Annotated in this window: 9 protein-coding genes; 3 read left to right on the forward strand and 6 right to left on the reverse strand. The window is 45.5% G+C overall.

What is annotated here, in order from left to right:
- Position 1 precedes the first annotated feature (1 nt).
- Together ACXAGK_RS03675 and ACXAGK_RS03680 are read right to left on the reverse strand one after the other, a co-directional pair.
- Positions 2-1,690 (reverse strand): LytS/YhcK type 5TM receptor domain-containing protein, encoded by a 1,689-nt coding sequence (locus tag ACXAGK_RS03675; protein WP_474854165.1) that lies wholly within the window; start codon positions 1,688-1,690, stop codon positions 2-4.
- 122 nt (positions 1,691-1,812) lie between these two features.
- Positions 1,813-3,306 carry a carbon starvation CstA family protein gene (locus ACXAGK_RS03680; RefSeq protein WP_474854167.1) on the reverse strand — a complete coding sequence of 498 codons (1,494 nt, stop codon included), beginning with the start codon at positions 3,304-3,306 and terminating at the stop codon, positions 1,813-1,815.
- 346 nt (positions 3,307-3,652) lie between these two features.
- On the opposite strand from ACXAGK_RS03680, the gene prfC reads away from it, so the two are divergent.
- The 3 genes from prfC to ACXAGK_RS03695 all read left to right on the forward strand — a co-directional run bounded on the left by prfC (position 3,653) and on the right by ACXAGK_RS03695 (position 7,777).
- Positions 3,653-5,242 (forward strand): peptide chain release factor 3, encoded by a 1,590-nt coding sequence (prfC, locus tag ACXAGK_RS03685; RefSeq protein WP_474854170.1) that lies wholly within the window; start codon positions 3,653-3,655, stop codon positions 5,240-5,242.
- A gap of 33 nt (positions 5,243-5,275) precedes the next feature.
- Complete coding sequence (gene argS, locus ACXAGK_RS03690; protein ID WP_474854172.1) at positions 5,276-7,006, forward strand: arginine--tRNA ligase; 1,731 nt, start codon at positions 5,276-5,278, stop codon at positions 7,004-7,006.
- 204 nt (positions 7,007-7,210) lie between these two features.
- Entirely contained in the window at positions 7,211-7,777 is a 567-nt protein-coding gene (locus ACXAGK_RS03695) for an NADPH-dependent FMN reductase (RefSeq protein ID WP_474808067.1), read from the forward strand.
- 42 nt (positions 7,778-7,819) lie between these two features.
- Here ACXAGK_RS03695 and ACXAGK_RS03700 read toward each other — a convergent pair whose 3' ends face one another.
- From ACXAGK_RS03700 to ACXAGK_RS03715, 4 genes are all read right to left on the reverse strand, one after another.
- Positions 7,820-8,488 carry a pentapeptide repeat-containing protein gene (locus ACXAGK_RS03700; RefSeq protein WP_474854174.1) on the reverse strand — a complete coding sequence of 223 codons (669 nt, stop codon included), beginning with the start codon at positions 8,486-8,488 and terminating at the stop codon, positions 7,820-7,822.
- A gap of 62 nt (positions 8,489-8,550) precedes the next feature.
- Positions 8,551-10,401, reverse strand: coding sequence for a methanol/ethanol family PQQ-dependent dehydrogenase (locus tag ACXAGK_RS03705; protein ID WP_014948731.1), 1,851 nt, complete (start codon positions 10,399-10,401; stop codon positions 8,551-8,553).
- A 243-nt stretch (positions 10,402-10,644) separates the two neighbouring features.
- Complete coding sequence (locus tag ACXAGK_RS03710) at positions 10,645-11,280, reverse strand: response regulator transcription factor (RefSeq protein ID WP_474808061.1); 636 nt, start codon at positions 11,278-11,280, stop codon at positions 10,645-10,647.
- Between the two features lie 105 nt (positions 11,281-11,385).
- Entirely contained in the window at positions 11,386-12,546 is a 1,161-nt protein-coding gene (locus ACXAGK_RS03715; RefSeq protein ID WP_474854176.1) for a DUF2891 domain-containing protein, read from the reverse strand.
- Positions 12,547-12,660: the final 114 nt, after the last annotated feature.

The following is a 12,660-nucleotide window of genomic DNA, read 5'->3' on the forward strand; positions in this document are numbered from 1 at the left end:
GTTAGCTCTGATAAGAATGAAGGGTATGTGGGATAGAGAAAGACATACGGGTGAAGTGGTTAGTCCGACACTCGATTACCAGGCCTGCTTGTTGGCCAAACTGATGAATAAGCCGTTTATCTACAATATCTATTCCTAAACCCGCGTTTTGCTCTTTCTTGGGTTTATATAAGCCAGCATTATCTTCGACAAGAATGTGAATATGGTCATCTGCTGTACATCGTATATTTAAAGATAGGTGCCCCCCCTCTATGCACTGAGCGATGCCGTGCTTGACCGCATTTTCAACTAATGGCTGTAGCGTAAAACTAGGTAAAAGTGCTGACATTGCTGCTTCGTCGTATTTTACAGTGACTTGCAGGCGCTCCGCAAAACGCGCTTTCTCAATCGCCAGATAAGCATTAACGTGGTCAATCTCTTCTTTTAGGGTAACAATTGCTGTATTTTGCTTGAGGTTTATTCTAAAAAAGCGCGATAAGCTTAGCACGAGCTCCCTGGCCTTTTTGGGGTCGCGGCGGATAATAGCGCTAATGGTATTGAGCGCGTTAAAAAGAAAATGCGGGTTTACCTGTGCATGTAGCAACTTTATCTCTGATTGTGAAAGTAGATCTTTTTGTTGTTGATATTCGCCGTAAACTATCTGACTAGACAATAATTGAGCGATACCTTCTGCCATAGATAGCGTAACCGTCGACATAAACTTCCGTTTGGGTTCATAAAGCTTGATGGTACCCACAACTTCAGAACCAGAGTGGAGCGGTATAATTAACACTGAACCCAGCGGGCAGTTTTTGTCTAGGGTGCATTGATAAGGAAGCTTAGCGCCGTCTAAATGCACTATCTTGTTATTGTTCAAAGATTCCATGGTACTTGATGATGAGATGGGCGTATTTGGGAGGTGATGATCCGCTCCCGTTCCGATAAACGCCAAAATCTTCTCTTTATCAGTAATCGCTACCGCACCCACATTCGTTTCTTCATAAATAATGCGCGCAATTTTTTCTGCGTTTACCGGAGTAAATCCAGACGTAAGTATACCCACTGAGCGGTCTGCGATGGACAGTGCCCTACGTGAAAAAGTAGCAGAGTACTTTTCAAATATCGTTTTCTTGTCAGATAAGATACTGATAAAAAGTGCGGCCCCCACAGTATTTGCAATTATCATAGGTGCGGCAATAGCACTGACCAGGGCGTAAGACTTTTCAAAAGGTTGTGCAACGGTAAGTAGAATAGCCATCTGAAATAGCTCTGCGACAAAGGTAACCACACCCACTTTCCATGGATTAAACAGATCTAAGCTCTTATTCTTTTTGACGTAGTAAATGTGCACTAGGCCACCAATCAAGCCTTCTAGTGTAGTGGAGATAGCGCAGGCCAGATCCGTAAAACCTCCCAATGAATAACGATGTAGGCCGCCGGTTAACCCTACGGCAAAGCCAACTATTGGCCCGCCTAGCAACCCACCTATGACAGCGCCAATGGCCCTAGTGTTCGCTATAGCATCGTCTATTTGCAGACCAAAATAGGTACCCAACACACAAAATGAAGAAAAAACTAAGTACACCAAGTAGCGGTGCTTGTGGTGGGAGGAAATACTGAGAATAGGAAGGAAAAGCGGTGTTTTACTGAGCATGTACGCCAGTACAAGATACACACACATTTGTTGAAGTAGTGAGAGTATGAGTTCCATGCTTGCCAATATTACCGCCAGTTAAAGGTGAGCCTCATTATAACCCATTTAAAACGTACAAAATAAATAGCCGCCCCATCTGAAGGGCGGCTCATCATAATGTCTGTATTTCGATTATTAAGTTACGCGTCCGCGGGTTGGGTGGGCTTTTCAGTACTTACAGACATAGGTTCAAGTGGGGCTTCGCCTTTCCCTTTAGAAATTCGAATGACATACACTGTGGTAATCAATGATGCAACGAGCCCGATGATTGTCGATACATTCATCGCCATACCGAAACCCAAGGTATCGTTATTTAAAATAAAAGTTACACAAACGGCAGTCATAAAGATAGCCGGCACCGTGGTGATCCAATGCAGCTTATTGTGTCTAAGTAAGTACGCAGAGGCAGTCCACAACATCATGACGGCAGTTGTCTGATTGGCAAACCCGAAGTAGCGCCAGATAACACCGAAGTCGACTTGGGTGAGTATACCGCCCAGAACAAACAAAGGGGCAGCCATAAATAGTCGGTTACGTATACCTTTTTGTTCAACGTTAAAGTACTCAGCCATAATGAGACGGCTTGAACGAAAGGCGGTGTCGCCTGACGTGATAGGTAAAATCACCACACCAAGAAAGGCAAGTATGCCACCCACAACGCCCAACAGTCCGAATGAAGAAGCGTAAACAACGTTTCCAGGGCCACCGTCTGTAATGGCTGCCGATAGTCCTTCTAGATTATCGAAATAAGAAAGGGCAATCGCACACCAGATAAGGGCAATCACGCCTTCACCTATCATTGCACCAAAAAACACGAAACGTCCATTTTTCTCGTTTTCCATGCAGCGGGCCATTAGTGGAGATTGGGTAGCGTGAAACCCGGAAATAGCGCCACAAGCAATAGTAATGAAAAGCGCTGGCCACAGCGGCATATCGTTAGGGTTTAGGTTAGTTAGCATATCGCTTGCTGAAAACTGACTTAAAATTGAGTGCTGGTCAGAATAGCTGGCTGCGGCTAATAAACCTACTGACATGAAGATTAGAAGTGCACCGAAAAACGGATAGAAGCGGCCAATAATCTTATCTACTGGAACTATGGTTGCCAGTATGTAATAGGCGAAAATAATAGCTACCATTGTGCCAACTTCAACCTGCCATGATGTCTGGTCGTTGACTAAATTTGTGATCATACCTGCGGGCGCTGAGACAAAAACCACACCTACCAGCAGAAGCAGCACAATAGCGAACAAGTTCATAAAGTGTTTAGCGCCTCGGCCCAAATAACGGCCAGATAAGCTAGGCACTGACTCACCATTGTTGCGAACTGACAGCATGCCAGAGAAGTAGTCGTGAACAGCACCGGCAAAAATGCAGCCTAATACAATCCAAAGCATTGCTGCTGGGCCATATAGCGCCCCCATGATAGGACCAAAAATAGGGCCTACACCAGCAATGTTGAGTAGCTGTACGAGATATACCTTTGGTGTAGACATAGGAACAAAATCTACACCGTCTTTTTGGCTATGTGCAGGAGTAGGGCGTGCAGGTGTGACGCCAAATACCTTTTCGACAAAGGCGCCATATATAAAGTAGCCAGCAATAAGCGCGGCTACACAAATCAAAAACAATATCACAGGGCATTGTCCTTATTTTTATAAATAGGGTTTATAAAAAGGGTCTCTTTCTTATGTTGTAAACGCTGTGTACAACAATGTTTGAAATAGGTTAACGATATGAAAGTGTGTATGCATGAAAAAAAGCAGTGAGCGGTCGCATAGCAAATTAAGCGGTAGGGAGTATGTAATTTCGCTCTACTGTTACGAGCAGTAAAATGCTAAAATCCGCGCAATTAACTACCAAGCCGTATCAAGCGTTTTGCCGCAATACTAAATTTGCGCGGAAAAGCATTGCTTATCCGTTATAAAACGCGCCTGTAAATAATTGTTTTACAGGGATAATAGATAACGAAGATAAGTATTGATGTCAGATAAAAAGCTTCTTGAAGAGATTAAAAAGCGACGTACGTTCGCAATCATATCGCACCCGGATGCGGGTAAAACCACCATTACTGAAAAAGTACTGTTGTTCGGGCGCGCCCTGCAAACGGCGGGTACTGTAAAGGGGAAAAAGTCAGGTCAGCACGCCAAGTCTGACTGGATGGAAATGGAAAAAGAGCGTGGTATCTCGGTAACTACCTCGGTTATGCAGTTTCCTTACAGCGATCACTTGGTAAACCTGTTAGATACTCCGGGGCACGAAGATTTCTCTGAAGATACCTATCGTACGCTCACAGCGGTTGATTCATGCCTTATGGTAATCGACGCGGCTAAAGGTGTAGAAGACAGAACCCGTAAGCTTATGGAAGTTACGCGTTTGCGCGATACGCCAATTGTGACTTTTATGAACAAGCTAGACCGGGATATTCGCGATCCTATGGAACTGCTTGATGAAGTAGAAACCGAGCTTGATATACTGTGCGCGCCAATCACGTGGCCAATTGGCTGTGGAAAAAGCTTTAAAGGTGTATATCACCTTCACCGCGATGAGACTATTTTGTATCAAAGCGGTCAGGGTCACACTATTCAAGATGTGCGTATCATTAAAGGGTTGGATAACCCAGAGCTTGATACCGCAGTAGGAAGTGACCTAGCTGAAACCTTGCGTGACGAGCTTGAGCTTGTACGCGGTGCATCAAACGAATTCGAGCAAGAGCTTTTCTTGGAAGGCCAGTTAACGCCAGTATTTTTCGGTACAGCATTGGGTAACTTTGGTGTTGACCACATGCTTGACGGATTGGTTGAGTGGGCGCCTGCGCCACTTGGTCGTGAGACCGAAGAAGGGACTATTGAAAGCACTGACGGCAAGTTCAGCGGTTTCGTCTTTAAGATTCAAGCCAATATGGACCCGAAACACCGTGACCGTATCGCGTTTTGTCGCATAGTGTCGGGTAAGTACGAGAAAGGCATGAAAATGCGCAACAGCCGTCTAGGTAAAGATGTGCGTATTTCCGATGCACTGACTTTCTTAGCAGGCGATCGAGCTTTACTAGAAGAAGCTTATGCCGGCGATATCATCGGCTTGCACAACCACGGTACTATCCGAATTGGTGACACTTTTACGTCAGGCGATAACTATCGATTTACTGGTATTCCAAACTTTGCGCCAGAGCTATTTAAACGTATTCGTTTGAAAGATCCACTTAAGCAAAAACAGCTGCTGAAAGGCCTTATTCAGCTTTCTGAAGAAGGCGCAGTTCAGGTGTTTCGACCCCTTGCAAACAACGATTTGATCGTAGGCGCGGTTGGTGTGCTTCAGTTTGATGTGGTAGTGGCACGACTAAAAGCCGAATACAATGTAGATGCACTTTACGAGCACGTGAACGTTGCAACAGCCCGTTGGGTTTACGCGGATGATGAGAAGAAACTAGACGAGTTCCGACGTAAAGGTGAGCAGAACCTAGCCCTTGATGGAGGCGACAACCTGACGTACATCGCGCCAACAATGGTGAACCTGCAACTATCGCAAGAGCGTTACCCAGATATTCAGTTTACGAATACGCGCGAAAATTAAGCTAGAAAAAATTAATTAAAGACAATATACACTATGAACATACATGCACTATTAGTTAACCGTTTCACTGAAGCTTTACAAGAAATGGGCGTAGAAAATGCGCCAGTGCCAGTTTCGCGCAGTGCTCGACCTGAGTTTGGTGAGTATCAGTTTAACGGCGCTATGGCCCTTGCCAAGCAGCTTAAGCAAAAGCCTCGAGATATTGCAGAGAAGGTTGTTGAAACCGTTAAGCTTGACGATATTGCCAGTAAATTAGAAGTGGCTGGACCTGGCTTTATTAACGTACATTTAAACGACGATTGGCTGTCTAACCAGTGCGAGCTGTCGTTAACCGATCCGCGTTTGGGTATTGCAAAGTCAAAAGAGCAAAACATTGTAGTAGATTATTCATCGCCGAACTTAGCCAAAGAGATGCACGTAGGTCACCTGCGTACGACCATTATCGGCGATGCAGTAGTTAAAGTACTCGAGTTCTTGGGTCACAACGTAATTCGTCAAAATCACATGGGCGATTGGGGTACCCAGTTCGGCATGTTGCTTGCGCATCTGTCAGACAAGCTTCAAGAGGAAGTGGCGGAAACTGCGCTGTCTGACCTTGAAGACTTTTATCGCGAAGCCAAAGTACGTTTCGATGAAGAAGAAGGCTTTGCCGACCGTGCCCGTGAATACGTAGTTAAGCTGCAGGGCGGTGATGCACAGTGTCTAGCGCTATGGGAAAAGTTCATTGATGTGTCTATCGCTCACTCAGAAGAAGTTTATGACAAGCTAAACGTAAGCCTTACCCGTAAAGATATTATGGGGGAGTCTGCGTACAACCACGACTTAGCTAATGTAATCAGCGACCTTAAAGCAAAAGGTATTGCGGTTGAAGACCAAGGCGCACAGGTGGTGTTTATTCCTGAGCTTGCCGATAAAGAAGGTAACCCGGCTGTTTATATCGTTCAGAAGTCGGGTGGTGGCTATCTTTACGCAACTACTGACCTCGCAGCAATGCGCTATCGCAGTGGCAAGCTAAATGCCGACCGTACGCTTATTCTTACAGATGCTCGCCAAGCCCTGCACTTCAAGCAAACTGAAATTGTAGGCCGCAAAGCAGGCTTCATGAAAGAAGAGCAAACTTACGAGCATTGCCCGTTTGGTATGATGCTAGGCAGTGACGGTAAGCCATTTAAAACCCGTACTGGCGGCACGGTTAAACTGGTCGAATTGCTTGATGAAGCCGTTGAGCGTGCGGGTAAACTTATCGCAGAGCGCGACAACGATTTAAGCGAAGACGAACTTAGAGAAGTTGCTCGCAAGGTAGGTATTGGCGCCGTGAAATACGCTGACCTATCTAAAAACCGTACAACTGATTACATGTTCAACTGGGACTCAATGCTAAGTTTTGAAGGTAACACGGCACCTTACCTTCAATATGCGTATACCCGTGTGAAAAGCTTGTTTAGAAAAGCGGGTGTTGATATGGCAACTATGCCGGTAGATATCAATATAGTTGAGAAACAAGAGCATGCGCTAGCAGTGTTATTGATGCAGTTTGAAGAAGTGATTGGCATGGTATCTCGTGAAGCGACACCTCACGTATTGTGTACGTACCTGTACGATGTGGCTTCAGCGTTCATGACGTTCTACGAAGCTTGCCCAATGTTAAAAGACGGCATTGAGCCAACTGTACGTGATAGCCGCTTAGCGTTGTCAGCTTTGGTTGCCAATACGCTAGAGAAAGGATTAACTCTACTTGGCATCGAAACACTAGAAAAAATGTAGTGTTCGCGGTACAACATAGGTAGTGATATTGAAAAGGCTGACATTGATTGTCAGCCTTTTTTTATGCTTAACGCGAGCGACCAAGAGAGCTAGCTTGTCGGTCTCACTAATTGATTTGGTATTTCAAATAAAACCGATAGGCCAACACATCTTTATAAATAAGAAGACTAAATTATCTATTCAAATTAAGGACAGGAAACCCAAATGACTAAGATCCTTGCATTTGCAGGCAGTACCCGTAAAGGTTCGTTTAACCAAGCTATTGTTAACGTCGCTGCTGAAGGCGCCCGTGAAGCTGGCGCAGAGGTTACCGTTATTGACCTAGCCGACTATCAAATGCCAATATTTAATGAAGACGAAGAGGCTGAATTTGGCATGCCTGAAAAAGCGCAGGCGTTCAAAGAATTGCTAATGAGTCATGATGGTTTTCTTATAGCATCACCAGAATACAATTCTAGCTACCCAGCACTGCTGAAAAACGCTATCGATTGGGCATCGCGCATGGGAGAAGGCGAAAAGCCACTGCAAGCCTATCGCGGTAAAGTGGCCGGCATTATGGCCGCGTCGGCCGGCGGGCTGGGCGGCATGCGTGTGCTGGTGGTACTGAGGATGCTGCTTGAAAACTTAGGTACTATGGTCCTGCCAAACCAAAAAGCTATCGCGAAGGTCAGTACGCTTATGGAAGATGGCGTAATTACCGATGAAAAAACGATTAAACAGCTCAAGAATTTGGGTAAAGAAACAGCTGAGTTGGCTGGTAAACTGTCTTAGACGTGAGCGACCTTGCTAGAGCGACCCCAAGGGGGCTCTAGCTTACCAGTCAATCGGACAATTTATACATTCGTCCATGAAAGTGCCCTGAAATGTTGCGTAGTGGATGCGCGTGCCTGTTAGGTTCGCTCGATACAAACTTGCATCGTTCAGTTTTGCTTCCTGAATATTGGCGTTAATGAGTGAAGCACCTTCAAAGTTTGCTTTGTTCATCCAAACTCGCTCTAGGCGCGCGGCACGTAAGTTGGTGTTTACCATTGTCGCACCTGATAAACGCCCTTGGTCTAGGTTGGCACCTGAAAAGTTGGAGTTGGTGAAATCAACCCCTTGACCGAAAAGCGCCCAGCCATCTACACCTTCTAAGTTAGCGTTGCGAACTTTTGAACTGCGTAAATCTGCATGTTTTAAGTTGGCGGTAGCTAAATCAGCATGATCTAGGTTACTTTTCTTAAACGTCGAGTAGCTTAAGTTGGCGTGCCTTAAATTGGTTTTGTGGAACTTAACGTTGGTGAATACTGCCCCGTGCAAATTTGCATGGCTCAAATCAGCACCGCTTAAGTCAGTATTGCTGCATACTGTCTTTGGTTTTATTTCGCATCCGTTGATAATTTTCACGTCATCTTCGAAATCGGGAATGGCACTGGCAGTTGCTGAATATAGGGCGACTAATAATACTGGGAGTTGTTTGGTTGTTTGAAAACGTAAGCGCATGAGAGCTCCTTAATGCCGAGAGGCGTTTTCACCGCCTCTCGGTTTGGTTTGCAAATTTAAAGCTATTGTTTAGCTACGTTTTGCTTCTTATTGTGATTAGGAAGTTTAAATACCCAGAACGAACCACCTTGCGCGACAGGTTTGGTGAGTTCAGCCATATCTCCTCCCCATAGAGGTACTGCACCACCATACCCTGACGCTAAGCCAATATATTGCTCACCATCCTCTTCCCAGGTTATAGGGCATGAAATGATGCCCGAGCCCGTTTGGAACTTCCAAAGTTCTTCACCGGTTTCCTCATCGAAAGCTTTGACGTAGCCATCGCCCGTTCCGGTAATAATGAGTCCGCCTTTGGTCGCCAGTACCCCAGCCCACATAGGAAGTTTCTCTTTGTGCGTCCATTTAATTTCACCTGAAATGGGGTCTACGGCACGAAGTACGCCCACGTGGTCGTCATACATGCGCTTAATTCTAAAACCCTGTCCTAGGTAAGCTGCACCTTTCTTATAGGTCACTTCTTCCGTCCAGTAGTCTTCTTTCCAGTGGTTTGCGCCCATATAGAACCAGCCAGTATTCTGGCTGTAGGCCATCGGGTTCCAGTTCTTCCCGCCCAAGAATGGAGGCGACACCTCTATTGACTTTCCTCGTTTTTCACCCGGCTCAGGCAGTGGTGGGCGTTGTCCGTCTACTTCAACTGGGCGACCCGTGTCAGGGTCTATATGTGTGGCCCACGTAATGTTATCTACAAAGGGAAAGCCTCTGATGAATTCACCGTTTTGTCTGTTAACTACATAGAAAAAGCCATTTCTGTCTGCATGAGCCGTCGCTTTTATGAGCTTTCCATTATCGTAATAGTCAAATAGAACAAGTTCATTGTTGCCAGAGAAATCCCATGCGTCGTTAGGTGTATGCTGATAGAACCATTTAACCTCACCAGTGGTTGCATCTACACCCACTTGTCCGGAAGTATAGAGGTTATCCCAATCTCGTGGATCGCCGCCTTTGGCGGTGCGTTTCCATGTATTCCAAGGAGCGGGGTTACCTGCACCTATGATGATAGTGTTAGTTTCAACATCGAAGCTTGCACTCTGCCATGGTGCGCCACCACCGTGGTGCCAAGCCTCAACCATTTCGCCATTTTCATCTTTCGGCCATGTTGTCACTTCGTATGAACCGCCAGTAGGTGTGCTGTCTTTTCCATTTAATCTGCCCATGTGCCCTTCAACAAATGGACGCATCCAAATCTCTTCACCGGTTTCAGGATCGCGTGCAAATAGTTTTCCTACAACGCCAAATTCATCACCTGATGAACCGTGGATAAGCATGACCTTTCCTGACTTTTGGTCTTTAACAATCGTAGGTGCCCCCGTCATGGTGTAGCCTGCACGATAGTCTTCAAAGCGCTTCTTCCATTTTACTTTGCCCGTTAGCCGGTCAAGGGCAACAACGCCAGCATCCAGCGTACCGAAAAAGACTAAGTCACCATAAATTGCTGCGCCGCGATTTACCACGTCACAACAAGGTCGAATACCTTCTGGAAGGCGGTGGGCGTAGTCCCACAACTTCTTACCTGTTTTTGCTTCATAGGCGTAGATACGGGAGTAGCTACCGGTTACATAGACAATACCGTCGTACACTATTGCCTGGGATTCTTGACCCCGTTGCTTTTCATCACCAAAACTCATCACCCAAGCCGGAGATAGCATGTGTACATTTTCTTTGTTGATTTGATCTAGTCCGCTGTAGCGCTGAGCTTCTGGACCCATACCATACATCAGCACGTTCTCAGGCGTCTTGGCATCATTTTCAATGTCTGCCCATGTCACGCCATCGTCCGCATATAAATGTGAACTCGTACCTAAACCAATAATTACGCTTAAGGCCAATGAAGCCTTTGAATAGAACTTAGCCATAGTTTTGTTTCCACTGTTACCTTGATGTTGTGTTAACAGTATGTAACTAAGTAGAGTCTCTTATAAACGGAATTCGTCCTCCAAAACACGGGAAATTTTCCCTTAGTGTGAAGTGGGGCGAAAACACTAATATCTTGATTTACATAAAGTATCTTTGTCATAAGATAAAGTCAGTACCAAAGGGGGGTATAAAAGAGACGAAAGTACAGGGAAGATTTCCCGACTTTATTTAGTGGGTCTTGTTTAGCTGGCGATTTTGATATAGCCCTGCTTGATGGCAAGGTGAACAAACTCGGCATTTGTTTGTAGCTCAAGTTTTCGCTTGAGCTGGGTGATAACGTTTGAAACCGTTTTTTCGGAAATATTGAGGCTTTCTGCAACCTGTTTTCGACAGAGGCCGTTCGCTATTCCAAGGAATATATCTAACTCTCTTTGTGTCAGATCTGTTAAGTTGCTTCCGGAATGTGACAGGTTGAATGTGGCGAGTTCAATTGCAGTATTGTGTTCCAAATAACGCCGGCCTTTAATGATAGATGTCACCGCGCTTATCAGCACATCAGGTTCACTTTGTTTGCTAACATAGCCCATTGCCCCTAGCTTCATAGCTCTATCGATGATGGAAATATCATCGAACATGCTGAACATAAGTACTTTTGCGTGCTCCCAGCGCTGAATAATGTATTCCGCTAGCGTAAGTCCGCTGGTGGCTCCTAAATTAATGTCTAAAATAATGAGGTCGAAGTGGTTGGTACGAAGTGCATTTGTGGCTTGCTGCGCATTTTTTGCATTGGTGACGACAGCGCCTTCGAGAACCGAAGATAACAGCGTAGAAAAGCCTTCTCTCACTATTGCGTGATCATCAACAAGTAAAATTTCCATAGCTGCGCTTTATTCATATCACCATAGAATGAGCATGCCACGGTAGGCGTGTGAGACGAATAGCACTTTAGTGCCCATTCATCTCACACTTTAGTAGGATATAAGTTAATTCAAACCGCGCTGTGTTTCCAAGTAGCTGGCAAAGCTGCCAAGCCAATGGCTTCCCATATAGTGCATATCACCAAACACCGCGTTTAATCCTGCTTCACGATGTGCTTTTAGCGTTTTCCCCAATACAGGTAAGCGTGCGTCATCGTCTGGTAAAGCGCTCATGATGCCTTCAATCATCCACGCACGACTGATATTCAGTCCGTCTAGGTGGGCAAGCTTACCGTCTGTTTTGTCTGTCACGGTCGCAGGCGCTAGCCAACTTGATGTTTTAGCGGTTAGGTCTGGAAAAAATGCTGAAAGCCATTGGCTGTAGTCTTCTTTAGCCATTACTCGGCGCATTAGGTCAGCTTCGGCCAAACACGGTGATAGGAAATCCTGCCCTGAGGGTTCGTAGGCTAGGGGGCATTGCTTATCAGCCTGGTAATACTCTTTTACTCTAGATGTAAGCAGGGCTTCAAAGTCCTCGTTATCTGCTACCTTCGCCCAGTCTAACATTAGTCCAAAAGCAAAGGCGGTTTGGCTGTGTTCACCCGTTCGAATAGGGTAAGCCAATTTAGGTAACCATGCGCTTACTCTTGCCACAATTTCTTCCTCAAGTGGCAGTAGCGTGTTTAGCCATACCCTTGCTTGTGGAATTGATGATTGACGTAGTTCCGCGGTTAATTGTAGAAACCAAGCAAGGCCATAGGGGCGCTCAAATGACGCATTGTTTTCGCGCTTAAGGCTAGCCAGTTCACCTTGAATGTTCTCTGTCGTAAAGCTGATATTTAGCTTTTCAATGATCTCGTCTTTATCCACCGCGTCTTGTGCCGTATTTAACATCCTTACCAAAAGCCAATGGCCATGGACTGACGAATGCCAGTCTAAACAACCATAAAATGCCGGGTAGAGTTTATTAGGTGCTTTAACGTCGTCGGCACTATTCATCATGTGTTTTACAACATTGGGAAACTCTTGATGAATACAGTGACGTGCAAGATTGGCAAAAACGCTTTCGTAGTTGTTGTTAGAAGTACCTGTGGAGTAGCTTGCATCTGTCTTAGTATTGCTGGTGCTAACGCCTTCAGCTGTCGGTATGCTAGTAGCGAAGGCGTTGTGAGTAGCGACTATCGCAGTTAACGCAGCACTGCTGCGAATAAAGTTCTTTATTTTCATCTTTATTTTCATCATGGCTTCGTGAGCTTTTTTATTAAAAATCTATCGCCAATGTATAGTGAACCATGATTTGAATAAAGTGCTGCGCGACATATAGCGTGCCAGCACTTTAAG

It is taken from the genome of Alteromonas sp. ABM1_013, from assembly GCF_056160505.1.